General features: G+C 71.7%; 25 protein-coding genes and 1 pseudogene. 18 read left to right on the plus strand and 8 right to left on the minus strand.

Annotation, left to right across the window (positions count from 1 at the left end; translation table 11 throughout):
* Positions 1 to 241 precede the first annotated feature (241 nt).
* Positions 242 to 940, plus strand: a complete 699-nt coding sequence (locus tag ACTWLT_RS21130) for a hypothetical protein (RefSeq protein WP_445319868.1) — start codon at positions 242 to 244, stop codon at positions 938 to 940.
* 951 nt (positions 941 to 1,891) lie between these two features.
* Here the strand turns inward: ACTWLT_RS21130 and ACTWLT_RS21135 are convergent.
* The 3 genes and pseudogenes from ACTWLT_RS21135 to ACTWLT_RS21145 form a co-directional block, all read right to left on the minus strand.
* Positions 1,892 to 2,746, minus strand: coding sequence for a hypothetical protein (locus tag ACTWLT_RS21135; protein WP_445319869.1), 855 nt, complete (start codon positions 2,744 to 2,746; stop codon positions 1,892 to 1,894).
* Positions 2,747 to 2,845: 99 nt separating this feature from the next.
* Positions 2,846 to 3,028 carry a DUF397 domain-containing protein gene (locus ACTWLT_RS21140; RefSeq protein WP_445319969.1) on the minus strand — a complete coding sequence of 61 codons (183 nt, stop codon included), beginning with the start codon at positions 3,026 to 3,028 and terminating at the stop codon, positions 2,846 to 2,848.
* Between the two features lie 23 nt (positions 3,029 to 3,051).
* Positions 3,052 to 3,229, minus strand: a pseudogene (locus ACTWLT_RS21145) (Scr1 family TA system antitoxin-like transcriptional regulator); the annotation flags it as partial.
* Between the two features lie 184 nt (positions 3,230 to 3,413).
* Between ACTWLT_RS21145 and ACTWLT_RS21150 the strand changes: the two are divergent.
* The 5 genes from ACTWLT_RS21150 (at position 3,414) to ACTWLT_RS21170 (ending at position 6,612) form a co-directional block, all read left to right on the plus strand.
* Positions 3,414 to 3,701 carry a hypothetical protein gene (locus tag ACTWLT_RS21150; protein ID WP_445319870.1) on the plus strand — a complete coding sequence of 96 codons (288 nt, stop codon included), beginning with the start codon at positions 3,414 to 3,416 and terminating at the stop codon, positions 3,699 to 3,701.
* Positions 3,698 to 3,949 (plus strand): flavin reductase, encoded by a 252-nt coding sequence (locus ACTWLT_RS21155; protein WP_445319871.1) that lies wholly within the window; start codon positions 3,698 to 3,700, stop codon positions 3,947 to 3,949. Before ACTWLT_RS21150 ends, ACTWLT_RS21155 begins: the two co-directional genes overlap by 4 nt.
* Before the next feature lie 83 nt (positions 3,950 to 4,032).
* A complete protein-coding gene (locus ACTWLT_RS21160; RefSeq protein ID WP_445319872.1) occupies positions 4,033 to 4,656 on the plus strand; it encodes a TetR/AcrR family transcriptional regulator in 624 nt (207 codons plus the stop codon).
* 43 nt (positions 4,657 to 4,699) lie between these two features.
* Positions 4,700 to 5,410, plus strand: coding sequence for an HAD family hydrolase (locus ACTWLT_RS21165; protein ID WP_445319873.1), 711 nt, complete (start codon positions 4,700 to 4,702; stop codon positions 5,408 to 5,410).
* Between the two features lie 416 nt (positions 5,411 to 5,826).
* Positions 5,827 to 6,612 carry a L,D-transpeptidase family protein gene (locus tag ACTWLT_RS21170; protein WP_445319874.1) on the plus strand — a complete coding sequence of 262 codons (786 nt, stop codon included), beginning with the start codon at positions 5,827 to 5,829 and terminating at the stop codon, positions 6,610 to 6,612.
* Between the two features lie 31 nt (positions 6,613 to 6,643).
* On the opposite strand, the gene ACTWLT_RS21175 is transcribed toward ACTWLT_RS21170, so the two are convergent.
* The 3 genes from ACTWLT_RS21175 to ACTWLT_RS21185 all read right to left on the minus strand — a co-directional run bounded on the left by ACTWLT_RS21175 (position 6,644) and on the right by ACTWLT_RS21185 (position 8,286).
* Positions 6,644 to 6,919, minus strand: a complete 276-nt coding sequence (locus ACTWLT_RS21175; RefSeq protein ID WP_252418290.1) for a hypothetical protein — start codon at positions 6,917 to 6,919, stop codon at positions 6,644 to 6,646.
* 47 nt (positions 6,920 to 6,966) lie between these two features.
* A complete protein-coding gene (locus ACTWLT_RS21180; RefSeq protein ID WP_252418289.1) occupies positions 6,967 to 7,398 on the minus strand; it encodes a RusA family crossover junction endodeoxyribonuclease in 432 nt (143 codons plus the stop codon).
* Between the two features lie 186 nt (positions 7,399 to 7,584).
* On the minus strand, positions 7,585 to 8,286 hold the full coding sequence (locus ACTWLT_RS21185; RefSeq protein ID WP_445319875.1) for a VOC family protein: 702 nt from the start codon (positions 8,284 to 8,286) through the stop codon (positions 7,585 to 7,587).
* Positions 8,287 to 8,535: 249 nt separating this feature from the next.
* Here ACTWLT_RS21185 and ACTWLT_RS21190 point away from each other — a divergent pair, with 249 nt between their 5' ends.
* The 5 genes from ACTWLT_RS21190 (at position 8,536) to malQ (ending at position 15,086) form a co-directional block, all read left to right on the plus strand.
* A complete protein-coding gene (locus ACTWLT_RS21190) occupies positions 8,536 to 9,822 on the plus strand; it encodes an ABC transporter substrate-binding protein (RefSeq protein WP_445319876.1) in 1,287 nt (428 codons plus the stop codon).
* A 114-nt stretch (positions 9,823 to 9,936) separates the two neighbouring features.
* A complete protein-coding gene (locus ACTWLT_RS21195; protein WP_445319877.1) occupies positions 9,937 to 10,929 on the plus strand; it encodes a carbohydrate ABC transporter permease in 993 nt (330 codons plus the stop codon).
* 1 nt (position 10,930) lies between these two features.
* Entirely contained in the window at positions 10,931 to 11,773 is an 843-nt protein-coding gene (locus ACTWLT_RS21200) for a carbohydrate ABC transporter permease (RefSeq protein WP_445319878.1), read from the plus strand.
* Between the two features lie 10 nt (positions 11,774 to 11,783).
* Complete coding sequence (locus tag ACTWLT_RS21205; protein WP_445319879.1) at positions 11,784 to 12,992, plus strand: ABC transporter ATP-binding protein; 1,209 nt, start codon at positions 11,784 to 11,786, stop codon at positions 12,990 to 12,992.
* Between the two features lie 114 nt (positions 12,993 to 13,106).
* Complete coding sequence (gene malQ / locus ACTWLT_RS21210) at positions 13,107 to 15,086, plus strand: 4-alpha-glucanotransferase (protein ID WP_445319880.1); 1,980 nt, start codon at positions 13,107 to 13,109, stop codon at positions 15,084 to 15,086.
* Between the two features lie 11 nt (positions 15,087 to 15,097).
* Here the strand turns inward: malQ and ACTWLT_RS21215 are convergent, their stop codons facing one another.
* A complete protein-coding gene (locus tag ACTWLT_RS21215; protein ID WP_445319881.1) occupies positions 15,098 to 16,207 on the minus strand; it encodes a winged helix DNA-binding domain-containing protein in 1,110 nt (369 codons plus the stop codon).
* A gap of 164 nt (positions 16,208 to 16,371) precedes the next feature.
* Between ACTWLT_RS21215 and ACTWLT_RS21220 the strand changes: the two genes are divergently transcribed.
* From ACTWLT_RS21220 to wrbA, 4 genes are all read left to right on the plus strand, one after another.
* On the plus strand, positions 16,372 to 16,764 hold the full coding sequence (locus ACTWLT_RS21220) for a hypothetical protein (RefSeq protein WP_252418282.1): 393 nt from the start codon (positions 16,372 to 16,374) through the stop codon (positions 16,762 to 16,764).
* 125 nt (positions 16,765 to 16,889) lie between these two features.
* The gene (locus ACTWLT_RS21225; RefSeq protein WP_445319882.1) at positions 16,890 to 17,648 is read left to right on the plus strand and encodes a HipA family kinase; all 759 of its coding nucleotides are present in this window, start codon (positions 16,890 to 16,892) and stop codon (positions 17,646 to 17,648) included.
* Entirely contained in the window at positions 17,645 to 18,013 is a 369-nt protein-coding gene (locus ACTWLT_RS21230; protein WP_252418280.1) for a DUF3037 domain-containing protein, read from the plus strand. Before ACTWLT_RS21225 ends, ACTWLT_RS21230 begins: the two co-directional genes overlap by 4 nt.
* Positions 18,014 to 18,303: 290 nt before the next feature.
* A complete protein-coding gene (gene wrbA, locus ACTWLT_RS21235; RefSeq protein ID WP_252418279.1) occupies positions 18,304 to 18,921 on the plus strand; it encodes an NAD(P)H:quinone oxidoreductase in 618 nt (205 codons plus the stop codon).
* A gap of 86 nt (positions 18,922 to 19,007) precedes the next feature.
* On the opposite strand, the gene ACTWLT_RS21240 is transcribed toward wrbA, so the two are convergent.
* Positions 19,008 to 20,930 (minus strand): anthranilate synthase family protein, encoded by a 1,923-nt coding sequence (locus ACTWLT_RS21240; RefSeq protein WP_445319883.1) that lies wholly within the window; start codon positions 20,928 to 20,930, stop codon positions 19,008 to 19,010.
* A gap of 263 nt (positions 20,931 to 21,193) precedes the next feature.
* Here ACTWLT_RS21240 and ACTWLT_RS21245 point away from each other — a divergent pair, with 263 nt between their 5' ends.
* The 3 genes from ACTWLT_RS21245 to ACTWLT_RS21255 all read left to right on the plus strand — a co-directional run bounded on the left by ACTWLT_RS21245 (position 21,194) and on the right by ACTWLT_RS21255 (position 25,666).
* Positions 21,194 to 22,579, plus strand: coding sequence for an FGGY family carbohydrate kinase (locus ACTWLT_RS21245; protein WP_445319884.1), 1,386 nt, complete (start codon positions 21,194 to 21,196; stop codon positions 22,577 to 22,579).
* Positions 22,580 to 22,706: 127 nt separating this feature from the next.
* Complete coding sequence (locus ACTWLT_RS21250) at positions 22,707 to 25,247, plus strand: sensor histidine kinase (protein WP_445319885.1); 2,541 nt, start codon at positions 22,707 to 22,709, stop codon at positions 25,245 to 25,247.
* Positions 25,244 to 25,666, plus strand: coding sequence for a roadblock/LC7 domain-containing protein (locus tag ACTWLT_RS21255; protein WP_252418275.1), 423 nt, complete (start codon positions 25,244 to 25,246; stop codon positions 25,664 to 25,666). Before ACTWLT_RS21250 ends, ACTWLT_RS21255 begins: the two co-directional genes overlap by 4 nt.
* Positions 25,667 to 25,686 lie beyond the last annotated feature (20 nt).

Here is a 25,686-nt window from a genome sequence, read left to right on the forward strand (position 1 = left end):
GCGCGGGCTGAGTCCGCGTAGCGGCGAACGGTGCCGCATCGGTACGACGATGCGGCACCGTTCGCACGCACGCTCGCTGCACAGTCGCCAGTCGATACGGCACCGCTTGTTGTGGCGCTCTTCGGCCGCTGCCGCAACCAGGCGATCACATGCGGTGACGGACTGCTTGTGGCAGGGCCCAGTTGCCACCAGCCGTAGGTTCAGCTTTTCTGATCCACCATGGGGTGGCATGATCTAAGGCGTGATGATTGCCGGGTATGAGGATCTTCCCATAATCGATGGCGCGCCTATGTTGAGCGATACGCTCTTCTGGCCAACTTACTTGGCCGCAACGATGGCGCCTCACCGCGATTCGTTGGTCGCCTCCGCTTTCGGGGTTGACATAGAAGATTGTTTCGAATATTTCGCTCGCCTAACCGATGCTGACGCGTGGCCGGCCTTTCGGGTTTCGCTACGCGACGGGTACGAGATCGATGTCGTTTACTGGAACGAGCCCGACGAGAAGGGCACGGAATATGTCCTGTGCCAATCTGGTCGGGAGGACAAACTGGATCTGGCGAACGTGGGAGGGCACGAATTCCGCCCAGGGCTGAGCTGGTCAGAGTTGGCCAGAGTCGCCAACTGGGGGAGTGTGGAGTACGGGATCGCCGATCCGTCCGCTCGGCTGTTGCTGCTGTTGCCCGTGTTCGGGGACGCGGATTTGCCGCCGGAGGCAACAGCGATGGCGACAGCCGCGTTGACGAGTTGCGGCGCCGGGTCAGGGGCGGATGAACTTGCGGCATACATGCTCCGGCAGCCAGAGAGGTGGCCGCGCTGGCGGACGTACTCCAACGGTGCTCTCGTCTGTGATGGCCGATACAGTCGGCGTAACCCTGAAGGGCCGGCAGGGCATTCTCCTGCTGACTTGCTCGAGATCTCATCAGCACTCGTGCCCAGTTGAGCGGTCGTTCCTTCTGCGGTATCGACATCGCCCGCAGGTGCCGGGGCGGCGTTGTCGGGAGGAGTCTCGTCGTCCCATCTCGGCGATTCTCTCGGTCGTGCGGTAATCGCTTTGATGCCGCCTGGATGCCGTCGATACGGGTGCTTTGGTTGCGGACGAAGAAGCGGCGAAGCTGCTGCGCATCGCTGCGAGCCTTTCAGGACGACAGGTGATCCGGCTGGGCGACGTTGTCGAAGGAATTGATGGCGAGAGCATAGCTCTTGTCGCCGAAGCCATCATGCACGCCGATGGTTTTCCGAACTCGAAAGCCTACGTTCGAGCCTCGGATCTTGCGCGGCGTGTCTCGGCCAGCGAGCTGGAGAAGGCGGGAACAACAAGTCGGGCATCGGTTAGGCAGGTTAGCCGACTGCATCAGGTGACAGGTGATTGTGGAGCTGGGCGTTTAGAGGGCTGGCGATGAAGCGACGCGATATAAAAGAGGGAATGCTCTTCGCCGTTCCCCTTCGGTCCGGCGCAAATGCTCTGGCTCTCGTGGCTAGACACGGACGTAGCGCGGTCACTGTCGGATACTTTTTCGGGCCAGCCCTCGGTACCGTACCCGAGGGCTCCGAGCTTGAATCCGCAGGACGCAGTTCTTGTTGCGAGGTTCGGAGATATACCCCTGGTCAACGGCGAGTGGGCCATTGTCGGCCGCCTTCCTCATTGGAGTCGGATGGCGTGGCCATCATCGAAATTTTACAGGGGTGATATCAGGGCCGGTGGCATCGTGGTCCATTATGATGATGAGGATCCCAACAAGGTCATTGGGGAGAGGCCCCCAGAGCCCGGCGATGAAGACCTTCCATCAGATGACCTGCACGGGTGGATTGTTATTCGGAATGAACTCTCCGTCATCCTGGCCTAGCTGCATTGTGGCCTGTGTCGATAACGGCCGCGCAGCCTATGTGTCCGTCACCGGTGGAGTGGACCGGTGAGCCGCCAGGCGCCGTACGCGATGTCGTAGATCGCGGTGCGATCGACCTGTTCCGGGGCGGACCGACCGAGCCGCCACGGCTCGGACGTGGCGGAGAGATCAACAGCTATCGAGCCGTCTGACCGCGCGCCGAGTACGCCTATCCAGTGCGGGCTCTCCTCGATCAGGCTCTCCATCGTCTCAACGTCGGGACCCGTCACGTCCACCGCCGACGCGTCAACCAGGGCCGAACCGGCCAGCAGGGCCAGCAGACGGCTCAGGACTGCCGCGGGCATCACCGGGTCCGTCGACTCCACAGCGACGTAGCAGTCGTCGTGGCCGGAGAACCACAGGCTCGAGCCGACGAGGGCGGGCAGGACCGGTTCCCCGTGTAAGGCCGTGCCGAGGGCGAGGACGATCTCGTCCACACGCTCGGCAGTCGGTGTGCCCGCAACGTCGATCAGCGTCAGTTCGTACGGTGACCAGTCGGCCAGGAATCGAGGTAGATCGTCCCGGCGGATCACGAGGGCCTCCTCGCTGAGGCCGATGACGCCGGACGTCAGCACATCGAGGGAGTGGACCTCGCAGTCGACACCCTGCTCCGCCGCGATCCGCGACGGCGGCCACGGGACGTACTCGTCGTCCAGAAAGCTGTTCGTTTCCAGGCCAACGACGATGATCGTGTCATTCGCCGCGGACATGAGCACATCGGCCAGCTCCGCGGCCTGCGCGGCGGTCGCGTAGACCATCCGGGACCCCTTGGCCTCGCGAACGCTGAAGCTCAGGGGAAAGGCTGCGCGGTCGAGTCCCACGCTGTTCACGGAGAACGCGCCGTGAGGCCCGACCTGAACCATCCCCGCCTCCTCCAGCGCGACCGGGTGCGGACGCGGACACGCCCTGCCGCTGGCCGCGAACGTGTCCTCGATCGAGGAGCCTGACGGGGACTGGTGCGGTCAGTGCCGCTTGGCGAAGGCGAGGAAGGACCGCCAGGCGCCAGGGTCGAACTGCAGCGTGCCGCCGTCCCGGTCCTTGGTGTCGCGCACCAGTACGACGCCGACCAGATTGTCGGCGACCTCCACGCACGACCCGCCATTTGAGCCGGAGCGGGTCGACTTGTGCCACCGGGCTTCGGTCATGTCCATGTCTGCGCCGCTTCCTAGGTCCGCTGGAGAGTAGCAAGGTCATCGGTGTGGTTCACTACCTGCGCACGGACCTGGTGGTCGAGATGCGCCACCACCGAGCCGTCACCCAGGCTGGCCATGATGAAGCCTCTGCAGCCCAGGGTAAATCCCAGCCTCCTCGGTCACGACGAGTATTTGGACGTGTGGCAGCTCGGCCGGAGGCGACGTGTCGATGCCGTACATCTCGTGCCGGAAGCCGGCGCGACGCCAGTCGCCATCGACCGCGAAGCAGGATCGCAGAGGGCCGGTTCCGGTGCAGCGGACCATCCCGGGCGGTGGGCGGGCCATTCATCCGGCCCAGGTGCCCGCCCGGCGAGCACCGTCGACCATCGACGACCCCGTGCTGGTCCAGGCGGCCGACGGTCATCTCGCATGCCGGCCGGACTGGCTGTGCGTCCGCTGTGCCGATCCGTGGCCGTGTCCGGCGTTCCGTGCGCTGCCGCCAGCGCCGGGAGAGTTGGCGGGCCGGTTGTTGCCCGGTCTGGTGCCGGTGCTGCGGCAGGCGATCCACGACCTGCGTGGCCGGCCGGAAGGTTCCCGGCCGCCACAGATCGTGCAGCGTTTCCTGTGGTTCCTGGATCTCGACGCCGAGGAGGCGCGCGCCACGGCCCTGAGGCTGCGCCGATGACCGTCCGGCCGAGCCGCCCGCACACCCTGATGCGTCCACTCTGGCGGTGCCGCAACTGTGGCGCCGACTGGCCGTGCCAGCCGGCGCGGCTGTCGCTGCTCAGCGAGTACCGGGACGACCGGACCGCACTGCTGATCTATCCGGGCACGGTGATGGCCGAGGCGGCTCAGCAACTCGCCCAGCTCAACGCCCATCGGGTGCCGGACCAGACCGACCGGTTCCTCGCCTGGGCTCGTGCCCGGTCCTGACCACCCGGGACACCGAGCCGGACGTAGTCACCAATCCGTCACCGCGCCGCTACGAGTCGTGTCCGCCACTTACGCTCGTGGGCGTGTCCGGACCAGCCGAGGGAGCCACCGAAGAGGACCGACGTGACCTCATCGTCACGGTGGCCCGGGAGTTGGCCGAGGTCGAGGGCTGGGCGGGGATGAACCCCCGGCGGCTGGCCGAGCGGGCCGAGGTCGACGTTGGCGATCTCTACCGGCACTTCGCCGATCAGGAGGCGTTGCTCGCGGCCGTCGCGGTGTGTGCCTTCTCCGACCTGGCCGCCGACCTGGCCGAGGCGCACGCGGAAGCCGGCGGGGATCCAGAACGGGCCTGGCCGGCGGTGGTCAGCGCGTACCTCGACTTCGCGTACGCGAATCCGGAGGTCTACGACGCGATGCTCGCGCTGACCCCCGACCTCGCCCTCGGCGTGGACGGCGTGCCGGCCGCGCCCCGGGCCGTGTTCGCCGAGCTGCGGGCGGCCCTGACCCCACTGGCGGAGGGGCGTGACCCGGACGCGCTGGCCGAGATGGGCTGGAGCCTGCTGCACGGTGTGGTGATGCTGACCAGGGGCGGCCGGCTGCGCCCCGAGGCGCAGGAGGAACGGGAGACGATGATCGCGGAACGGTTGCTGCGGTGGCCCCGACCGGTGGGCGGAAAGTCGTTGGGTACGTCGGACGATATGCCCTAAAGTCCCCGATCGTCGGAGGAGTTGATCACGAGGAGTTGGCGGCATGACGGTGGACGCGACGGCGCGGCGGCAGGCACAGGTGCTGATCTTCGACGCGGACGACACCCTCTGGGAGAACAACGTCGTCTTCGAGCGGGTGATCGACGACTTCCTGGCCTGGCTCGACCATCCCACCCTGGACCGGGTGCAGATCCGTGCCGTCCTCGACGACATCGAGCGGGCCAACGCGGTGGCGCACGGCTACGGCAGCAAGGTCTTCCTGCGCAGCCTGGCGGAGTGCCTGGAGCGACTGCGTGAGCGGCCGGCCACCGACGCCGAGCGCCAGGAGATCGACCGGCTGGCCGTTGCCCTCGTCGAGCACCGGGTGGAGCTGATGCCCGGGGTGGCCGACGCGCTCGACGAACTGGCCGGCCGGCACCAGCTGCTGCTGCTGACCAAGGGGGACCAGGTGGAGCAGCAACGCAAGCTGGACGCCTGCGGGCTGCTGCACCACTTCCGTGCCGCGCACATCGTTGCAGAGAAGAACGTCGAGGTGTACCGGTGGCTGCTCCGGGAGCACGGCTTCGACCCGGCCGGGGCCTGGATGATCGGCAACTCTCCGAAGTCGGACATCCTGCCGGCCCGGGCGGCCGGGCTGAACGCGGTGTTCATTCCGAACGAGAACACCTGGGTGTTGGAGGACGACGAACTGGACCCGACCGACGCGGGCGTACTGCGGCTGGCCGAGTTCCGGGACCTCCTGCGGCACTTCTGACCATCCGACCGGGAACAGCGCTCGCGATCATGGTCGCGTTACGCCGACATGCCGCTTTTTCACCTTGAGATCAGTCACGCCGTCAACGCCTCGCTATGGCTTGTCCGGCCCGTCGTGGCCCGCCTAACCTGGGCCGGCGCTCACGGCCCTTCGGGGTGTGCCGGGGGCGCACCGGCGTCCGGCAGGTGGGCACCGTGGAGCTGAGTGCAGAGCGGCCGGCTCTCCCCGTCGTGCCGCGAGGCGTCGTGCCGCGCCCCGCGTGGTGCGACGAGGATGCCGGAGCTGTCCGCTCTCCTGCCGGTCCGCCGGGGGTCAGGGCCGGGTAGTTGCGGACCCGGTCCTGACCCGGCCCACGAATCGACCACCCCCGGTGAGCGGGGCAGACCGTGAGCCGGGTCGACTGTCAGGATGACGGAATGAAGCGCAGATCCCTCCTGCTCGGCACTGCTGTGGGCCTGGCGGCACCGGCCGTGCTCGCCCCGACGGCTCCCGCGCTCGGCGCGACACGGCCGGGGCCGGCCTGGGGCACGGCGCCGGTTCCGCACTCCACCCGGCCGACGATGCCGCGCCGCAACCTGGCCGCCCAGCTGACCACCCTGCCGGCGCAGACGAAGCAGGTCATCGTCGTCGGCTCCACCAGCTACACCACCACCTACGCCACCCTCGAGGCGTACGTGAAGGTCCGGGGTCGCTGGCAGCCCGCCTCGGCGTCGTTGCCCGCCCGGATCGGCTCCAAGGGCTTCAGCGACAACCACGTCGAGGGTGTGCCGACCACTCCCACCGGGGTCTACTCCATCGGCCCGACCATGTACGGGATCGCCGCGAACCCGGGCGTCCGCTACCCGTACCACCGTCTGGTCAGTGGCGACTGGTGGAACGAGAACCCGGCGTCCGCGCAGTACAACTCCTTCCAGCACACCTCGACCAACCCCGGCGGGGCCAGTGAGGCGCTGTGGACGGAGGTGCCGGCGTACACCCACTTCGCGGTGATCACCTACAACATGGTGCCGAACGTGGCGAAGCCGGTGCCGAACGCGGGCAGCGGCATCTTCCTGCACCAGTTCAGCACCAGCGCCGGCAACGCCACCGCCGGCTGCGTGTCCCTCTCCCACGACAACCTGGTCGACGTGCTGAGCTGGCTGGACCCGACGCTGTCGCCGCGCATCGTGCTCAGCCCCTACGCCCAGCTCGGCCGCTACTGACGGACAACGATCGGCCGGGGCGGCGACGGCGTCAGCCGTCGTTGCCCCGGACGATCGCCACCGCCACCCGGCAGAACTCGTCCATGTCCGGGTTGAACCCGGCGGCGATGTCGGGATGCAGCCCGGACCGGGTCTCGTCCAGCAGCCGCTGGCAGACCTGCTCGACCGGCTCACCGGCGTAGTCGCCGCGAACCCGGTCGATGGCCGCCTGGAGCGCCGAGGTCAGCTGATCCTCCAGCGGGCCGCGCAGCTTCTGCTGCACGGGATCGAGCCCGCGCGGGTCGAGCGTGACATGTGGCTCCGACATCGGTGCTCCCTTCGTCGGCGTCCGCGGTACCCCACCGCGGGCGTCGGTCAAACCCCGGTCGGTACGGCGGCGACCCGCACCTGGTACGAGAAGTCCTCCGCCGGTTCCTCCTGGTACGACAGCCGGCGGATCTGCCGGTCGTCGTCGTAGAGGGCGACGTCCACCAGGACGCCGAGGTGGGCCAGGCCGATGCTGGACACCCGCTTCTTGTCCTGCAGCACGGCGCACACGCCGCCGAGCAGGGTGCTGGCGTCGGCGGTGCGGTGCCCGGGCGGGCAGCGCAGCACCAGGTCGACCTCGATCGGCCCGGGCAGCGGCGTCCAGCCGGTGCGCTGGGCCGCTATCAGGGCGGCCTGGAGCAGGGTGCGGACCCTCGTCGCCTGCCGGTGCCCGGCGGCGAAGATGGACAGCGCTTCGGTCTTGACCGGTGGCAGGCCGCTCACCTCGAACGTCAGGGCGAGAGCGCGGGTGTCCTGCACGACGGCACCTCCTCGTTGGGGACGATCCTGCCCAACCGGTGGAGCGGCAGTGGGACGTTCCCGCGATTACCAACCGTTCGGGCGGGCTGGGGTCGGCCGGAGGCGTGTCGACGTCGGCGGCGAACGCGCTGGCTGCGGAGCTAGGGAAAGGCTAGTCCGCCGCGGGCGCGGAGGGTAGTCGGTCGTTCACCCGGTGGGACGCGGTGCGAAGGCGCAGAACTCGTTGCCCTCCGGGTCGGCCAGGACCCACCAGCGGCTCTGTTCGGTCGGCTCGCGCAGCAGCGTCGCGCCCGCCCCGATGAGCGCCGTCGGCTCCGGCTCGACCAGGTCGACGTCCCAGTGCAGCCGGTTCTTGACCGTCTTGGGCTCGGGCACCGCGTCGAACACCCAGTGGTCCCAGGGGAACCCGGCCGCGCCGGCCACCGACGCGGTCCCCGATCCGTACTCGACGGTGCCGCCGACCACGCCGGCCCACCAGGCCGCCTGGGCGGCCGGGTCGGCGGAGTCCACGACCAGCTCGAACGGACCTGGTCGGGTGCCGTCGCGGGCCGAGAACGCGCAGAACGGGTTGCCCTCCGGGTCGGCCAGCACCCACCAGGTCACGTCGCCGGACGGTTCGCGGAGCAGCCGGGCGCCGGCCGCGATCAGCGCGGACGGCTCCGCGCCGGCCAGCCGCAGATCCAGGTGGACGCGGGTCTTGCCGGTGCGTGGCTCCGGCACCTGGTTGACCCAGATCGACTCGGCGCCCGAGCGCGCGGCACGAGGGTCCACCCGGGTGTCGTCGCCGCCGGCGTCGGCCACGTCCGCGTCGAGGATCCGGGCCCAGAAGGCGCCCAGCAGGCGGGCGTTCGTGGCGTCCAGGCAGAGGTCCTTGAAGTGCGCGATCACCGGTTCAGGATGCCGGGTCCGAGGCCCGGGCGCCCGCCGGTTACCACCGAGCGGGTGATCTGGCGCACACCCACCCGGACGGACCCCGTCCCGCCAGCGTCAGGTTTCGCGAGTTCCCAGCTCGGGCAGTGTGAAGGCCACGAAACGTCCGGGGCCGTCGCGACGCAACCGCAGGGTCTCGATTGTTTCGCCGTGCGCCGGGGCACGGTGCCTTCCCCCGGCTGCTGGCCGACAAAGAGGGGAGGGGTGATGAGCGACCCTGACGAGGCTCGACGTCGACGGCGACCGCGGGTGCGCGCGGTCGCGGCTGCCGCCGCGTTGACGCTGGTGGCGCCCATGGCCGCCTGCGGTTCCGGTGACGCTGGTGGCCCACCGACGCTCAACCTGTACTACCCACCAGAGCAGAACCTGCAGAAGGTCGTCGACGACTGCAACGCGCAGGCCCAGGGGCGCTACGAGATCGCCTACCGGGTGCTGCCCCGACAGGCCGACGACCAGCGGGTGCAGATGGTGCGCCGGCTGGCCGCCGAGGACAGCGGAATGGACCTGCTCGGTCTGGACGTCACCTGGACCCAGGAGTTCGCCAGCGCCGACTGGATCCGCGAGTGGACCGGCCAGGACAAGGCCGAGGTGGAGCAGGGCACCCTCGCCGGGCCGCTGGAGACCGCCCGCTACGAGGACAAGCTGTACGCCGCGCCGAAGAACACCAACGTCCAGCTGCTCTGGTACCGCAAGGACCTGGTGCCGCAGCCGCCGACGACCTGGGATCAGATGATCACGGCGGCGAAGCAGCTCAAGGACCAGGGCAAGCCGTACCAGGTGCTCACGATGGGGGCCCAGTACGAGGGTCTGGTCGTCCTCTACAACACCCTGGCCGAGAGCGCCGGCGGAAAGATCCTCAACGACGACGGTACGAAGGCCGTGATGGACGCCGGCACGGTCCGGGCTCTGGAGCAGTTGCAGACCTTCGCCGCGTCGGGCGTGACCTCGCCGTCGTTCAGCAACGCCACCGAGGACCCGGTGCGGCTGGAGTTCCAGTCCGGTGCGGGGGCGTTCCAGGTGAACTGGCCGTTCGTCTACCCGGCGCTGCAGGAGGCCAACCCGGAACTGGCCAAGCAGGTCGGTTGGGCCCGGGTGCCGGGCATCGACGAGAACACCCCCAGCAAGGTCACCATCGGCGGGGTGAACATGGCGGTCAGCTCCTACTCCAAGCACCCGGAGCTGTCCTTCGAGGCGGCCCGCTGCATCCGCAACGCCGAGCACCAGAAGTTCTCCGCGATCAACGACGGCGTGCCACCCACCATCGAGGCGGTCTACGACGAACCGGAGATGGCCGAGGCGTACCCCATGAAGGAGACCATCCTGGAGGAGCTGAAGGAGCCGGCGACCCGCCCGCTGACCCCGGCCTACCAGAGCATCTCCACGGTGATGTCGGCGATCCTGTCGCCGCCGTCGGCGATCCGTCCGCAGCAGACCGCGGACGAGCTGCGCGGCGCCATCGCCGATGCCCTCCAGTCGAAGGGGGTGCTCCCGTGAGCGCGAGGAGTGAGCCGATCCTGCGAGCCCCGCAGTCGCGAAAGAAGGTGGCACCGTGAGCGTGTGGAGTGAGCCGATCCTGCGAGCCCCGCAGTCGCGAAAAGAGGTGTCACCGTGAGCATCAACGCCACACCGGCCGGCGCCGAGGTGAGCGCCGAGGCGGAGCGGCCCGGCGGCCGGCACGCCACCGTCCCCACCCAGCGCAGCGGCCGTCGCAAGGCGCCGCTGAGCGAGAACAAGAAGGCCGAACGCAAGCTCGGTTGGCTGCTCTGCGCGCCCGCCGCGCTGGTCATGCTCGCGGTGACCGCGTACCCGATCATCTATTCGGTCTGGCTGTCACTCCAGCGCTTCGACCTGCGTTTCCCCGACCAGCGCGAGTTCATCGGGCTGGAGAACTACGTCACCGTGCTCACCAACGAGTTCTGGTGGACCGCGTTCGGTGTGACCATGCTGATCACGGTGGTCACCGTGGCCGTCGAGCTGGTGCTCGGCATGGGGCTGGCGATCATCATGCACCGCACCCTGATCGGCCGCGGCCTGGTCCGGACCTCGGCGCTGATCCCGTACGGGATCGTCACCGTGGTCGCCGCGTTCTCCTGGCGGTATGCCTGGACGCCGGGCACCGGCTACCTGGCCAACCTGTTCAGCGACGGCGCGCCGCTCACCGAGCGGGCCAGCTCGCTGGCGATCATCATGCTCGCGGAGATCTGGAAGACCACGCCGTTCATGGCGCTGCTGCTGATGGCCGGGCTGGCGCTGGTCCCGGAGGACCTGCTCAAGGCCGCCTCCACCGACGGCGCGACGGCCTGGCAGCGGTTCACGAAGGTGATGCTGCCGGTGATGAAGCCGGCGATCCTGGTCGCGCTGCTGTTCCGCACGCTGGACGCGTTCCGGGTCTTCGACAACATCTTCGTGCTGACCGCCGGCGGCAACGAGACCTCGTCGGTGTCGATGCTCGCCTACAACAACCTGATCCGGGGTCTGAACCTCGGCATCGGCTCGACGATGTCGGTGCTCATCTTCATCACCGTGGCGATCATCGCGTTCGTCTTCGTGAAGTTGTTCGGCACCGCTGCCCCGGGCAGCGACGACGGGGAGAGGCGCTGACATGGCCACCGGTACCGAAACCACCACCCGCGCCCGGCTGCGCTGGGGCCTCCTGGACGTCTTCGTGGTCGTCTTCGCGCTGGTCCCGGTGCTGTGGATCGCGTCGCTGTCGTTCAAGACGCCGGCCACCCTCACCGACGGGAACTTCATCCCCCGGGAGTGGACGCTGGACAACTACAAGACGATCTTCGACACCGACCAGTTCGTCCGGGCGCTGGTCAACTCGATCGGCATCGCGCTGATCGCCACGCTGGTCGCGGTGGTGCTCGGCGCGATGGCGGCGTACGCGATCAGCCGGCTGGACTTCCCCGGCAAGCGGCTGCTGGTCGGCGTGTCCCTGCTGATCGCGATGTTCCCGCAGGTGTCGCTGGTGTCACCGCTGTTCGAGATCGAGCGGCAGCTCGGCCTCTTCGACACCTGGCCGGGGCTGATCCTGCCGTACATCACCTTCGCGCTGCCGCTGGCGATCTACACGCTGTCGGCGTTCTTCAAGCAGATCCCGTGGGACCTGGAGAAGGCGGCGAAGATGGACGGCGCCACCCAGGGGCAGGCGTTCCGGCGGGTCATCGCGCCGCTGGCCGCGCCCGGGTTGTTCACCACGGCGATCCTGGTCTTCATCTTCTGCTGGAACGACTTCCTGTTCGCCATCACGCTGAGCTCCACCGAGCGGGCTCGTACGGTGCCGGTCGCGCTGTCGTTCTTCACCGGCGAGTCGCAGTTCGAGGACCCCACCGGGGCGATCTGCGCCGCCGCCGTCGTGATCACCATTCCGATCATTCTGTTCGTCCTCTTCTTCCAGCGCCGCATCGTGTCCGGCCTGACCTCCGGCGCAGTCAAGGGATAGGTGGGTAGTCGTGGCTGACATCGTGCTCGACAAGGTGAGCAAGAAGTTCCCGGACGGGACCGTCGCCGTGCAGGACGTCGACCTGGAGATCGCCGACGGCGAGTTCGTGATCCTGGTCGGCCCCTCGGGCTGCGGCAAGTCCACCACTCTCAACATGATCGCCGGGCTGGAGGACATCAGCTCCGGGGAACTGCGCATCGGCGGCCAGCGGGTCAACGACAAGGCGCCCCGAGACCGGGACATCGCCATGGTGTTCCAGTCGTACGCGCTCTACCCGAACATGACCGTGCGGGAGAACATGGCGTTCCCCCTGCGGCTGGCGAAGCTCGACAAGGAGACCATCAACCAGAAGGTCGACGAGGCGGCGAAGGTGCTGGAGCTGACCCCGCTGCTGGACCGCAAGCCGGCCAACCTCTCCGGCGGGCAGCGCCAGCGGGTCGCGATGGGCCGGGCGATCGTCCGGCAGCCGAAGGCGTTCCTCATGGACGAGCCGCTGTCCAACCTGGACGCCAAGCTGCGGGTGCAGATGCGCACGGTGGTGTCCCGCCTGCAGAAGCAGCTCGGCACCACCACCGTCTACGTCACCCACGACCAGACCGAGGCGATGACCCTCGGCGACCGCGTCGTGATCATGCGCGGCGGGGCGGTGCAGCAGGTCGGCCCGCCGCAGGAGCTCTACGACCACCCGCGCAACCTCTTCGTGGCCGGCTTCATCGGCTCGCCGTCGATGAACTTCCTGCACGCCGCCGTACAGGACGGTGGGCTGCGGACGGCGCTGGGCGACGTGCCGTTGGGCGACCGGGTCCGCCGTGAGCTGGAGGCCGCCGATGCGCCACGCGAGCTGATCCTCGGCATCCGCCCCGAGCACTTCGAGGACGCCGAGCTGGTGGACGAGGAGACCCGCCGCCGGGGCCTGGAGTTCGAGGCGCCGGTGGAGATCGTCGAGTCGATGGGCTCGGACAAGTACGTCTACTTCACCGTCGAGGGCGAGAAGGCCAGCGCCGCCGAGTTGGAGGAGTTGGCCGCCGACGCGGGCGCGGCCGACTTCAGCGGCGCCGGCAGCAACCTCGTCACCCGGCTGTCGGCCGAGTCGCCGGTGGCCGAGGGGCAGTCCCGCCGGGTCTGGTTCAACCTGGAGAAGATCCACCTGTTCGACCCGGCCAACGGGCGCAACCTGACCCTGCACGAGGGCCGGGCGGCCGGCGCGCTCGCCGACTGACGGCGTCCACCGTGGCGGGGCCGGCGGGTTCCACCCGCCGGCCCCGTCGTGTCCTGCGCCGTGCCCCCGGTCGTGGCAAGGTGGTCGCAGGTCGCGTCGTGAAGCGGGGGACGGATGAACCGACGACTGGTCGCGCTGGCCAACGCGCACGGCGTGTCCACCTGGTATGAGGACTGGCGGCACCGCCGTGTCGAGGTCGCGCCGGAGACCGTCGTCGGCGTGCTCGGGCTGCTGGGTGTGGACGCCACCAGCCCGGCGGCCATCGCCGACGCGCTCGCCACGGCCCGCGCGGTCGACCGGACGGCCCTGCCCGAGACGGTGGTGCTCACCCACGGCGCCACCCGGGTGCTCCCCGGCCCGGGCGTGGTGACCCTGGAGGACGGCGGCCGGCGCGCGGTCGACGGCGAGCTGCCGGCGGACCTGCCGCTGGGCTGGCACCGGCTGGCCTGTGCCGACCGCGAGGCGACGCTGGTCGTGGTGCCCCGCCGGCTGCCCGTCCCGCCGCGCACCTGGGGCTGGATGCTCCAGCTCTACGCGCTCACCTCGGAGCGCTCCTGGGGCATGGGCGACCTCGGCGACCTCGCCGAGTTCACCGGCTGGGCCGGTGACAGCGGCGCGGGGCTGGTGCTGCTCAACCCCCTGCACGCGGTCGGGCCGGCGCACCCGGTGGCCGCCTCTCCCTACTCGCCGGCCAGTCGGCGCTTCGTCAACCCGCTCTACCTGCGAGTCAGCGACACCGCCGCCTACCAGGCGGCCGACCCGGCGACCCGGGCGGTGGTCGACGCGCTGCGCCCCGACCGGGGCGACCTGATCGACTACGACGACGTGTGGACCGCCAAGCGGCACGCCCTGGAGCTGCTGCACCCGTACGCCCGGCCGGTGGACCTGGACGCGGACCCGGCGCTGACCACGTTCGCCACCTGGTGTGCCCTGGCCGAACGACACGGGAACGACTGGCGGGCCTGGCCGGAGGAGCTGCACCACCCGGACGGCCCGGCGGTCGCCGAGCAGCGCCGCCAGCTCGCCGACCGGGTGGCCTTCCACGCCTGGCTGCAACACCTCTGCGACGAGCAGCTCGACGCCGTCACGGCGGCGGCCCGTGCGGCCGGGATGCCGGTCGGCGTGGTGCACGACCTCGCCGTCGGCATCGACCCGGGTGGCGCGGACGGCTGGCAGCTCGCCGACGTGCTCGCCCAGGGCGTGCGGGTCGGCGCCCCGCCGGACGACTTCAACCAGCTCGGGCAGGACTGGGGGCTCGCCGCGTGGCGACCGGACCGGCTCGCCGCCACCGGCTACGCGGCCTACCGCGACATGCTGCGGCGGACCCTGCGGCACGCCGGCGGCCTGCGGGTCGACCACGTCGCCGGTCTGTGGCGGCTGTGGTGGGTGCCGCCGGGTGCCGGTGCCGCCGAGGGCACCTACGTCCGGTACGACGCCGACGCGATGCTCGGCATCCTGGCGCTGGAGGCCCAGCGGGCCGGGGCGGTGGTGGTCGGTGAGGACCTCGGCACGGTCCAGCCGGCGGTGACCCGGGGTCTGCGCGGGCGCAACATGCTCGGCTCGACCGTGCTGTGGTTCGCCCGCGACGACGACGGGGACTTCGTCCCACCGTCCCGGTGGCCGCGCAACGCGCTGGCCACCATCTCCACCCACGACCTACCGACCGCGCCGGGGTTCCTCACGGGCGAGCACGTCCGGGTGCGCGACGAGTTGAAGCTGCTCAGCACCGACGTGGCGGTGGAGCGGGCCCGGGCCGTCGACGAGCGGGAGCGGCTGCTGGCGATGCTGCGCGCCGAGGGGCTGCTGCCCGACGAGGACGTGCCCGATGACGATGCGGTGGTGGTCGCCATGCACGCCGCCCTCGCGGGCAGCCCGACCCGCCTGCTCGGCGTCTCCCTGTACGACGTGCTCGGCGAGGTGCGGCAGCCGAACATGCCGGGCACGGTGGACGAGTATCCGAACTGGCGACTGCCGCTGCCCACGACCGTGGCCGAGATCCGGTCCGACCCCCGGGTGGCCCGGATCGTCGACCTGCTCACCGCCGCCCGCCCGCGACCGGCCCGCCCGCGGGAGACCGGCGCAGCCGAGGACTGAACGCCCGCCGGTCAGGCCGGCCAGTCGAAGCGCGGCGGCAACCCGAGGAAGTCGGCGTAGCGGCCCAGGGCCTGCTCCACCCGGGCGCGTTGGACGGCGTCCAGCGGCGTCAGCGGCTGGATCGTCACGGTGACCGCCGCCCGGGCGACGCGTCGCTTCCACACGCCCACCACTCGGCCGGCGCGGACCACGGTGGCCTGGAAGATGCCGTTGTTGCCCGGCACGACGGCCGCCTGGTGCGCGGGGTCGAGCATCAACGCGCGGTCCCGGAAGCCGAGCAGATACTCGTCGAAGCCGGGCAGCGCCAGCACGTCGTCGACCGGGGCGCGCGGCGCGTCGGCCAGCGCCGCGTCGACGGACATCTCCTCGCCGTCGACCCGGACCACGGTCAGCGCCTCGCCGGCGGCGGCCAGCCCGCGCCGCGCGTCGGTGAGGGTGAGGCCGGTCCAGCCGGCGAACTCGCGGGCGGTCACCGGCCCGTGCCCGCGCACGTAGCGGTGGGCGAGCACCGCCAGCGCCTCGTCCCGGTCCAGCCGCCGGGAGTCGGGCGCCCACTCGTCGAGCAGCGCGAACGTCTGTTCGGTGCCGACGTTCGGCGCGAGGCAGGTCACCCCGCGGACGCTGGCGTACCAGAGCAGGTGGTAGCCGCGCTGGCTGTCGGTGGCCAGGCCGGCCGCGCGAAGGGCGGCCAGGCACTGCGCCCGGGTGAGCCGGCCGCCGCCGGCCAGGGCGACGCCCAGCACGTCCACCGCCCGGTCCGCGTCGGCGTCGCTGAGCCCGAGCTGCGCCCGGCGGGTCGCCGCGCCGGCCAGCGACCGGACGCCGGTCAGCTCCAGCATCCAGCGCGCGTCAGCGGGCGGAACGAGGTGCACGGTGCCCCGCATCGGCCAGGTGCGCAGCGCCTCCCGCCGCTCCAGGGCCGCCTGCACGTCGGCCACGGTCCGCCCGGGCAGCCGGGCGCCCAGTGACCACAACCCGCTGGCCAGGTCCTGTGCCTGCATCCCGCCGAACCACTCGACCACCTCGGCGACACCGCCGGGCCGGACGCTCGGGTGCGGGCGCAGCAGCAGGCTGCTCATCCGCATCGCCAGAGCGTCGGTGGCGCTCAGGTCGACAGGCATCGGTCGCCCCTTCCGGTTGCCGGGCCGTCAGCCTAGGACCACCCACCGACGTCTCCTCCGGAGGCGACCCCCGCCGTACGACCGCCGCTCGGGGCATAACGGCCCGCGCAGTGGGAAGCCGCCCATCCGGAAGTGCGCGCGCCGCGCGTGCGGAAGGGAGTGTCATGACTGCCGCAAGCGAACCGGCCCGGGGTTCCGGAGTGACCGCCGGGTCCCAGACCCATCGGGCGGGCACCAGCGCCAAGACGAGCGCGGCCGCCACCTTCGCGCTGGTCTTCGGCGTGTCCGGACTGATCAGCGTGCTGACCGCCATCCTCGCCTGGCTCGGGCTGGTGCTCGGCATCATCGGGATCATCCTCGGCATCGTGGGGCTGAAGATGGCCCGCCGGCCAGGGGTGACCGGCCGGGGCGTGGCGATCGGCGGCCTGGTGCTGAGCATCCTGGCGGTGCTCATCGGTCTGGGCCTCGCCGCGGGCATCACCACTTTCATCAACAACGAGAGTGCGGTGGACCGCCTCCAGCAGCAGGTCGACGACCTGCGGGACAGGCTGGACTGACAGCCACCAACCGGGGTCTCCGTCGCCGGCGCACCAGCGGTGCGCCGGGCGAAGGCCCGCTCGCCGGGCCGCCCCGCGCGACACGTCCCGCGGGTGCGGCCGGAGATCACAGTAGGGTGGGCGGCGTGCTCCGCCAGGTCACCGCGATCCGCTACGTCACCCCGCTACGCGAGGGTGGCTCGCTGCCGGGCGTGGTCGAGGCCGACGACCTCGGAACGTACGTGGCGAAGTTCCGCGGCGCCGGGCAGGGGCCCAAGGCGCTGATCGCCGAGGTGATCTGCGGTGAGCTGGCGCGTCGTCTGGAGCTGCGCGTACCGCCACTGGTGGTGCTCGACATCGACCCGGTGATCGGGCGGGCCGAGCCCGACCAGGAGGTGCAGGAGCTGCTGCGCAACAGCGGCGGCGCCAACCTGGGGATGGACTTCCTGCCCGGGGCGCTGGGCTTCGACCCGGTGGCACATCCGGTCGACCCGACGCTGGCCTCGCGGGTGCTCTGGTTCGACGCGTACGTGGAGAACGTCGACCGGAGCTGGCGCAACCCGAACCTGCTGGTCTGGCACCGCGAGCTGTGGCTGATCGACCACGGCGCCTGCCTGTACTTCCATCACAACTGGCCGCGCGCCGGTGCCGCCGTGCACCGGGCGTACCGGGCCGAGGACCACGTGCTGGCGCCGTACGCCGACCGGCTCGCCGAGGCCGATGCCGAGCTGGCCCCCCGGGTCACCCCGGAGCTGCTCCGCGAGGTGCTGGCGCTGGTGCCGGGGGAGTGGCTGACGGCCGCCGACTTCGAGTCGGCCGACGCGGCGCGGGAGGCGTACCTGGCCCACCTGTCCGCCCGGGTCGCCCGCACCGCCGACTGGCTGCCGCGGGGAGGCACGGCGTGAGGCAGCCCTTCGAGTACGCCGTCATCCGACTGGTGCCCCGCATCGAGCGCGGCGAGCAGATCAACGTCGGCGTGCTGCTCTACTGCCAGCAGCGCGACTTCCTGGCCGCGCGGACGCACCTGGACGCCGACCGGGTCCGGGCGCTCGCGCCCGACGTGGACCTGCCGGCGGTGGCCGCGGTGCTCGACTCCTGGGACCGGACCTGCTCGGGCGACGGACCGGCGACCCGGATGCGGCTCGGCGAGCGGTTCCACTGGCTGGTCGCGCCGCGCAGCACGATGATCCAGACCGGGCCGGTGCACACCGGGCTCACCGCCGACCCCGCGGCCGAGCTGGAGCGGCTGATGGCGGCGTTGGTCCACTGAGCGGCGACGGCCGGGCGACGAGCCCCTGATCGCGCTACGCCAGCTCCGTTGCGGGCGGAGCGCGATCCCCCGTTCAGGTGCCCCGGCGCGGGTGGCGGATCGCTCCCGCCGCGCCGGTGACATCAGGATCGCCGTCCGTGAGGGCCGGAGGACCGGAAGGCTGCGGAACTTGCGGAAAAATTGAGCAGGGGACCGATCCGCCCGGCCGGGGCAGCGAGCGCCGGCCGGCGTTTGACGGTGCAAGCAAGGGGTAGTCGCCGGAGCTGACTCAGACGAGAAGGGGACATCTGATGGCTGCCCAGACCAAGGTAGCGGTGATCTACTACAGCGCCACCGGCACGACGTACCAGTTGGCGCAGGCCGTGTGCGAGGCCGCCGGGGACGCGGGCGCCGAGGTCCGCCTTCGCAAGGTGCGCGAGCTGGCTCCGGAGGAGGCGATCCGCTCCAACTCCGGTTGGCAGGCGCACCAGCTGGAGACCCAGGACGTGCCCGAGGCGATGATCGACGACCTGGCCTGGGCGGACGTGGCGATCCTCGGCGCGCCCACCCGGTACGGCATCATCGCCGCCCAGCTGAAGCAGTTCATCGACACCACCGGTCCGCTCTGGTCCCAGGGCGGCCTGGTCAACAAGGTCTACGCCGGCTTCACCTCGACGGGGACGGCGCACGGCGGTCACGAGACCACCCTGACCTCGCTCTTCAACGTCTTCTACCACTGGGGTGGCATCGTGGTCACCCCCGGCTACACCGACACGAGCCAGTTCATCGCCGGCAACCCGTACGGCGCCTCGCACACCAGCAACAACGGCGAGATCGCCCCGGACGCCGTCGCGTTGGGCGCCGCCGCGCTCACCGCCCGCCGGGCGGTGCAGATCGGCACCGCGCTGAAGAAGGGCATGGCCGGCTGACGACGACCGGCGACCGGTGGCGCGAACGGGGGCTCTCGGCCCGCCCGCACCACCGGTCCATCCAGCCCTACCCACGCCGGGGGTGACTATGCCCGTCCGCCCGTGGCGGACAGCTCGTCCGGGTGCGGAGACGGCAGCAGGTCGCCCAGCAGTTCGGCCAGCACGGCGAGCCCGTCCGGGCTGAGCACCGACTCCGGGTGGAACTGCACCCCGGCGAAGCCACGCCCGCGCAGCGCGTGCACGGCGCCGTCGCGCGGGTCCCGGGCCAGTTCCACCGGCCCGTACGCGGTGTCCAGCCGGTCGACCTCGGCGCGGGCGGTGAACGTGGAGTAGAAACCCACCCGACGGGTGTGGCCGAACAGCGACACCTCCCGTTGCAACCCCTGGTAGGGCGCCTCCCGCTGGTGCGGTGGCAGCCCCAGCAGGCCGGCCAGCACCTGGTGGCCGAGGCACACCGCCAGGGTCGGGCGACCGCTGGCCAGCAGCCCGGTCAGCAACCCTCGCAACGCCACCATCTTCGGCGCGTCAGCGCTGCCTGGGTCGCCCGGCCCGGGGCCGGCCACCACCAGGTCGTAGCCGTCGACGGGGCCGCTGGCGTGCCACGGCCGCAGCGTGACCGCCAGACCCAGCGCGCCCAACTGGTGCGCCAGCATGCCGGTGAAGGTGTCCTCGGCGTCCACGATCAACGCCCGCCGGCCGACCAACCCGGGCAGCCCTGGCGCGTCCGGCGCCCGCTGGTCCAGCCAGAACCGCGCCAGCGGGGCGTTGCGCGCGGCCAGCGCCTCGCGTACCGCCGGGTCGTCGGCCAGGCGCGCCACCGGCCCGCCGCCGCCGGTGGACGCCGCCGGTCCCAGGCCGAGCGCGGCCAGCACCCCGGCCGCCTTGGCGTGCGTCTCGGCCACCTCACCGGCAGCCGTCGAGTGCCGGACCAGGGTGGCGCCCACCGGCACCCGCAGCCGGCCGGTGGGGGAGATCTCCGCGGTACGGATCAGGATCGGCGCGTCCAGCGTCTGCCGGCCCGCCTCGTCGTGACCGAGCAGGGCCAGCACGCCCGCGTAGTAGCCCCGGCCGACGCGCTCGTGCCGGGCGATCACCCGGCAGGCGTTCTCCATCGGGCTTCCGGTGACGGTGGGTGCGAACATCGTCTCCCGCAGCACCTCCCGCACGTCGCGGGTGCTCCGCCCGGCGAGCAGGTACTCGGTGTGCGCCAGGTGCGACATCTCCTTGAGGTACGGGCCGATGACCTGGCCGCCGTGCTCGGCGACGGTGGCCATCATCTTCAGTTCCTCGTCGAGCACCATGTACAGCTCCTCGACCTCCTTGGGGTCGGCGAGGAAGCGCAGCAGCCCCTCCCGGTCCGGCGTGCCTCCGACCGGCCGGAAGGTGCCGCTGATCGGGTTCATCATCACCAGGCCGTCGTCGACGCTGACGTGCCGTTCGGGGCTGGCGCCGACCAGGGTCCGGGCGCCGGTGTGCACCACGAACGTCCAGTACGCGCCGCGCTCGGCGACCAGCAGCCGGCGCAGCGCGGCCAGCGCCGCCACCAGCGGCGCGCCCTGCACGGTGGCGTGCAGGGTGCGGTGGATGACGAAGTTGGCGCCCTCGCCGCGGCCGATCTCCTCGGTCAGCACCCGGTGCACGATCCGCGCGTACTCGTCGTCGCTGACGTCGAACGCGGCGTCCACGGTGCGTACCGGCTCGGCGGGCAGCGCGGCCAGCGCGTCGGCCAAAGGGATCCGTCGGTGCTCGCGGACCTGGAGGCACTCCAGCGGCGATCCGTCGTCGCGGCAGGCGAAACCACGCTCGGTGATCTGCCGGTAGGGCACCAGGGCGAGCGTCCGCGCCCCGGGCGCGCCCGGCGGTAGCGGGATGTCGGCCAGCCGGTCGACGGTGTCGACCGGGCCGGTGAACAGCTCCAGCTCGTCGGCGCCCTCGCGGCGCAGCAGCGCGAAGGGGCCGGGGTCGACGCCGCGTGCGACGGCGCTGAGCAGGTCGGACAGGTGGGTCATCGGGTTCTCCGTCGGGCCGGGCGCCGCCAGCGGGGCGGCCATCCGGGCCGGGAGATCCGGCGGCCGCCTCGATGGCGGCCGCGTGGATGGAGCTACGCGCGGGGGGTGGCCGCCGGGTCGGCGGGCCACCAGCAGGTCAGGTGCGCGAGCATGCCAATCACCCTACGCGCCCGAGGACCGCCCCGGAACCCGATCAGCGTGTCCCGGCGCTCCCCGCCCGACCGACGTTCCGGCACGGTCGGCACCGGGTAACTTGACCGGCGATGAACATTCTCGCGCTCGACCTGGGCACCTCCTCGGTACGCGGGCTGGTGCTGGACGGGGACACCCAACCGCTGCCCGGCGCCCTGGCCCGGCGGAAGGTCAGCCTCACGATCGGCGAGGACGGCACCGGCACCCTCTCCGGCCCCGCCTACCTCGCCTGCCTGGTCGAGTGCCTCGACGAGCTGGCCGCCGCGGGTCACCTGCGCGACGTCGAGCTGGTCGCGGTGTCCGCGCAGTGGCACTCGGTGCTTCCGCTGGACCGCGACGGCACCCCGCTGGGCCCGGTGCTCACCTGGCTGGACACCCGGCCGACGCCGCTCGACGGGGCGTCCGGCCCGGCCGAGCCGGACGACTTCCACCAGCGCACCGGCTGCTGGTGGCACCGCAACTACTGGACGGTGCGGCTGCCCTGGCTGCGTGAGCGGTCCGGCACGCCGATCGCCCGGTTCGTCGGCCTGCCCGAGTACGTGCTGGGCGAGCTGCTCGTGGCGGCACCCATGTCCGTTTCCCAGGCGTCGGGGACCGGCCTGCTGGACCTGGGCAGCCTGACCTGGGACGACGAGGCCCTGTCGCTGGCCGGGGCGCGCCCGCAGGAGCTGCCGCACCTGGGCGAGCTGGACTGGCACGGCCGGCTACGGCCCGAGCGCGCCCGCCGCTGGCCGCAGCTGGCGGAGGCCCGCTGGTCGCCGCCGGTGGGCGACGGCGGGGCCTCGAACGTCGGCTCGGGCTGCGTGGACCCCAGCCGCGTCGCCGTCACCGTGGGCACCTCCGCGGCCGTACGCCTGATGCAGCGGATCCCGGCCGGCGAGCCGCTGCCCCGGCTGCCCGAACGGCTCTGGCGCTACCGCGTCGACCACGACCACGTGGTGACCGGTGCGGCGTACTCCAGTGGCGGCAACCTCTTCGCCTGGGCCGACCGGGAGCTGCGGCTGCCCCGGGGCGCCGAGCTGGACGCGGCGCTGGCGCTGGTGCCCGCCGGCGGCGGTCGGCCGGCCGATCCCCGCTTCGGTGGCGACCGGGCGCCCGGGCTGGCCCCGGCGGGGACGGGTGAGCTGCGCGGGCTCAGCTTCGGCACCACCGCGGTGGACATCCTGGCCGGTCTGATGCAGGGGCTGTGCGAGCTGGTCGCCGAGGACCTCGCGGTGCTGGAGTCCACGATCGACAGAGGTGTGGACGTGGTGCTGGGCGGCGGTGCGATGGCCGCCTCGGTGTGGTGGCGGCAGGCTTTCGCGAGCGCCCTCGCGCCGCGACCGGTGTCGCACCAGCGCAACCCGGAGATCGGCGCGACCGGCGCGGCGTTGGTGGCGCTGGGGCGCTACGAGGAGGCCGTCGAGCTCGCCGACATCGGCCGGACGGACGAGCTGGTCTTACCGACCACGACATGACGTTCCCACCCGCAGTATCCTTCCTGAACTTCCCCCACGTTCGGGCCGTTGACAGCGCTCCCGAGCCTGGTTGGATGGACTGCGCTCCCCGGACCGCGGTGGACGCGGCAGGACGGAGGAGGCAGGGGTGGCGGTAGGTCCCGACCCGGCGAACGGCGCGGTGTCGAACCATCGCCGGCGCCGCTTCGACGTCCGTGTTGTCCCGCACCGCCGCCGCTCGCCCTTCCGGCTGCGGGACTGGCGGATGAGCACCAAGCTGGCCACCGTGCTGGTGGTGCCGTCGGTGGCGTTCCTGGTGCTCGCCGGGGTGCAGACGAGTGCACTGGTGGGGCGGACGACCGCGCTGAACGACTTCGCCCGGCAGGTCGGCATCGGCCGGCAGATCACCGCGGTGGTGCACCAGCTCCAGCAGGAGCGGGACCGCTCCGCGGGGGAGTTGGGGGAGTTGCGCCGCGGCGGCGACCGGGAGGCCGCGGCCACGGTCCTGAAGCCGTTGCAGTCGGCCACCGACCGGGCCATCGTGGACCTGCGCCGGGCGGCCGAGCCGCTGGCCGACGCCGACGCGTCCTGGCGGGTCGCCTTCTCCGAGGTGCTCGAGGCGTACGACCAGGTGGAGGACATCCGTCCGGCCATCCCGCCCGCGGTGCTCAGCAACGACACCATCCTGAGCAACTACCACCGGGCCGTCGACGCGCTGCTCGACCTGCTGGCGGAGCCGACGCCGGGTCAGGAGCAGCCGGCGTTGAGCGACGCGGTGCTGCGCTACGTCCAGCTCGCCCGGGTCAAGGAGCTCTCCTCCCGGGTGCGGGCCCAGCTCTACGCCGCCTCGCGGGCCGGCCGGTACGGCACCGAGGACCGCGTGCTCCTGACCGACCTGCGCGCCCAGCAACTGACGGCGCTCGGCGCGTTCCGGGTGGCCGCGACCACCGACCAGATCCGCCGGTACGACGAGAGCTCGGTGGATCCGATGTTCCTGGTCGCCACCCGGCTGGAGGAGCGCAGCCTGCCGGCCGGTGACGCGCCGCCCGAGGTGCTGCCGTCGGAGCAGTGGTGGGCGGCCAGCCAGCAGCGCCAGGAGCTGCTGCGGCAGGTCGAGGCGGGGGTGCTGGACGACGCCGTGCGGCAGGCCGACGACGTCAGCGCCGGGCAGCTGCGGACCACGCTGCTGGTGGTCGGCGGGATCGTCGCGGTGCTGCTGGTGGCTCTGCTGATCTCACTGCTCGTCGGCCGGTCGGTCGCCCGGTCGATGCGGTTGCTGCGCAGCCAGGCGCTGCGGATCGCGCAGGTCGAGCTGCCCGACGCGCTGGACCGGTTGCGGACCGTCACCGGCGGGGTGCCCGGCATCGAGGTCGCACCGGCGGTGGTCCGCTCGCTCGACGAGATCGGCGAGCTGGCCGAGGCGTTCGTCGCGGTGCACCGCAGCGCGGTCACCGTCGCCGTCGAGCAGGCGACGATGCGGCGCAACGTCAACGCGATGTTCGTCAACCTGGCCCGCCGTAGCCAGGTGCTGGTGGAGCGCCAGTTGGAGCTGCTGGACGATCTGGAGCGCGAGGAGAGCGACCCGGACCAGCTGGAGAACCTGTTCAAGCTGGACCACCTGGCCGCCCGGATGCGCCGCAACGACGAGAGTCTGCTGGTGCTGGCCGGCACCGACTCGACCCGCCGCTGGAACCGGCCGGTGGGCCTGGGTGCGGTGCTGCTGGCCGCCGCCGCCGAGATCGAGCAGTACCAGCGGGTCCGCCTGGAGTCGGTCGGCGACGTGCACGTGGTCGGGCACGCCGTCGGTGAGCTGGTGCACATGCTGGCCGAGCTGCTGGAGAACGCGACGGCGTTCTCCCGCCCGGACACTGTCGTGGTGGTGACCGCCCGGGTCGAGGCCGCCGCCGCGTTGATCGAGATCGCCGACCGCGGCCTGGGCATGAGCCCGACCGCGTTGGCCGAGGCGAACGCGGTGCTGGCCAGCCCGCCGGCCGCGGACGTCGCGGCGGTCGAGCGGATGGGCCTGTTCGTGGTCAGCCACCTGGCCGCCCGGCTCGGCGTGCGGGTGCGGCTGGACGGTGGCCAGGACGGTCTCGTCGCCCGGCTCGTGCTGCCCGCCGCGTTGCTGGCCCCGCGGGGCGCGGTGGAGTTGGATCCACCGGCGCCGGCCCGGATGCTGGCGGCGAACGGCACTCGGGGCGTGGGAGCGCAGCGGGTGCCCGGGGCCACCCGTGCGGGCGGTGTGCCGGGGCCGGCGATGACGCCACTGGACCTGCCGGTGGCGGGTCGGCCGCCGGGGGTCGCCGTGCCGCGCCAGGGCCGCGGGGTACCGGTCCGCGCCGAGGACGTGCTCGCTCCGGCCCCGGCCGGCAACGGTGGCGGCTGGTGGTCCGGGGAGGGTCCGGCCGAGCCGGCGAGGCCGCAGCCGCTCGTGCCGCCGGCCACCCCGGTGACGGCCGGCACGAACGAGCGGGGGCTGCCGGTCCGGGTGCCGATGGCACAGCTCTCGGCGGTCACCCGCCCGGCCCGCCCGGAATCGGCGCCGGTGCGCGACGACCTGGACCCGGAAGCGGTCAGTGGCATGCTTTCCCGGCTCTACAACGGGGTACGGCGTGCCGAGGCCGAGGACACCACCGAGATACCCGTGCCACCGTCCGGGGGGCACGATGAAGGGGGACGACGACAGTGACGACGTTGAGCCAGGAGGCACGGGACCTGAGCTGGCTGGTGAGCGCCTTCGCGGAGCGGGTGCCGGGCGTGGCGCACGCGGTGGTGGTCTCCTCCGACGGGCTGCTGGTGGCGATCTCCGACAACCTGCCCCGCGACAACGCGGACAAGCTCGCCGCCGTGACCTCCGGCCTGATGAGCATCACCGCGGGCGCGGCCCAGATGTTCGACGGTGACGTCGTCAAGCAGACGGTGGTCGAGATGGGCCGGGGCTACTTCCTGGTGATGCAGGTGCGGGACGGATCGATCCTCGCCACGCTGGCCGCGGGTGACGCGGACATCGGCGTGGTCGGCTACGAGATGGCCCGGCTGGCCAAGCAGGCGGGGGAGATGCTCACCCCGGCGCTGCGCGCGGAGTTGCAGCAGGCGCTGCCCCGCTGAGACGGTCCGGCCGTGCCCCG

Source organism: Micromonospora yongxingensis (genome assembly GCF_052601155.1).

Bases quoted from the DNA above. Each gene is read 5' to 3' on its own strand.
- ACTWLT_RS21215 (WP_445319881.1), bottom strand. From the start codon at position 16,207: ATGCCTGTCGACCTGAGCGCCACCGACGCTCTGGCGATGCGGATGAGC.
- ACTWLT_RS21140 (WP_445319969.1), bottom strand. From the start codon at position 3,028: ATGACCGAAGCCCGGTGGCACAAGTCGACCCGCTCCGGCTCAAATGGC.
- ACTWLT_RS21200 (WP_445319878.1), top strand. From the start codon at position 10,931: ATGGCCACCGGTACCGAAACCACCACCCGCGCCCGGCTGCGCTGGGGC.
- ACTWLT_RS21165 (WP_445319873.1), top strand. From the start codon at position 4,700: ATGACGGTGGACGCGACGGCGCGGCGGCAGGCACAGGTGCTGATCTTC.
- ACTWLT_RS21240 (WP_445319883.1), bottom strand. From the start codon at position 20,930: ATGACCCACCTGTCCGACCTGCTCAGCGCCGTCGCACGCGGCGTCGAC.
- ACTWLT_RS21135 (WP_445319869.1), bottom strand. From the start codon at position 2,746: ATGGTTCAGGTCGGGCCTCACGGCGCGTTCTCCGTGAACAGCGTGGGA.
- ACTWLT_RS21155 (WP_445319871.1), top strand. From the start codon at position 3,698: ATGACCGTCCGGCCGAGCCGCCCGCACACCCTGATGCGTCCACTCTGG.
- ACTWLT_RS21170 (WP_445319874.1), top strand. From the start codon at position 5,827: ATGAAGCGCAGATCCCTCCTGCTCGGCACTGCTGTGGGCCTGGCGGCA.
- ACTWLT_RS21175 (WP_252418290.1), bottom strand. From the start codon at position 6,919: ATGTCGGAGCCACATGTCACGCTCGACCCGCGCGGGCTCGATCCCGTG.
- ACTWLT_RS21190 (WP_445319876.1), top strand. From the start codon at position 8,536: ATGAGCGACCCTGACGAGGCTCGACGTCGACGGCGACCGCGGGTGCGC.
- ACTWLT_RS21245 (WP_445319884.1), top strand. From the start codon at position 21,194: ATGAACATTCTCGCGCTCGACCTGGGCACCTCCTCGGTACGCGGGCTG.
- ACTWLT_RS21220 (WP_252418282.1), top strand. From the start codon at position 16,372: ATGACTGCCGCAAGCGAACCGGCCCGGGGTTCCGGAGTGACCGCCGGG.
- malQ (WP_445319880.1), top strand. From the start codon at position 13,107: ATGAACCGACGACTGGTCGCGCTGGCCAACGCGCACGGCGTGTCCACC.
- wrbA (WP_252418279.1), top strand. From the start codon at position 18,304: ATGGCTGCCCAGACCAAGGTAGCGGTGATCTACTACAGCGCCACCGGC.